The organism is Nocardiopsis sp. LOL_012 (assembly GCF_048060475.1).
Classification (GTDB): domain Bacteria; phylum Actinomycetota; class Actinomycetes; order Streptosporangiales; family Streptosporangiaceae; genus Nocardiopsis.
Map to the genome: position 1 here is coordinate 1 of NZ_JBHMIV010000153.1, position 242 is coordinate 242.

Annotated in this window: 1 protein-coding gene; it reads right to left on the bottom strand. The window is 65.3% G+C overall.

Going from position 1 to position 242, the window contains the following annotated elements:
• A partial coding sequence (locus ACFHWE_RS23880) for a hypothetical protein (RefSeq protein ID WP_416604128.1) occupies positions 1-242 on the bottom strand: 242 nt, incomplete at both ends.

Below are 242 nucleotides of genomic sequence, written 5' to 3' on the forward strand. Positions count from 1 at the left end.
TCCGGGGCGTCTGACGGGGTGGCGGGGCGGGTGTTGAGTTCGTCGGTGAAGCCGTCGAGGTGGGGGTTGCCTTCGGGGTTGGTGTTGTGGTTCTGGTCTTGAGTGTTCGGGTTCTGGCTGTTGTGGGTGGTACGGGCGCTGGCCGGGTTCTGAGCACCAGGGGTCTGACCGCTGTCGTTGGTGTTTGTGGTGTGGGGTGGGTGGTTGCGGAGGGTGTTGATGCCGGTCAGGGCGGTGTCGGT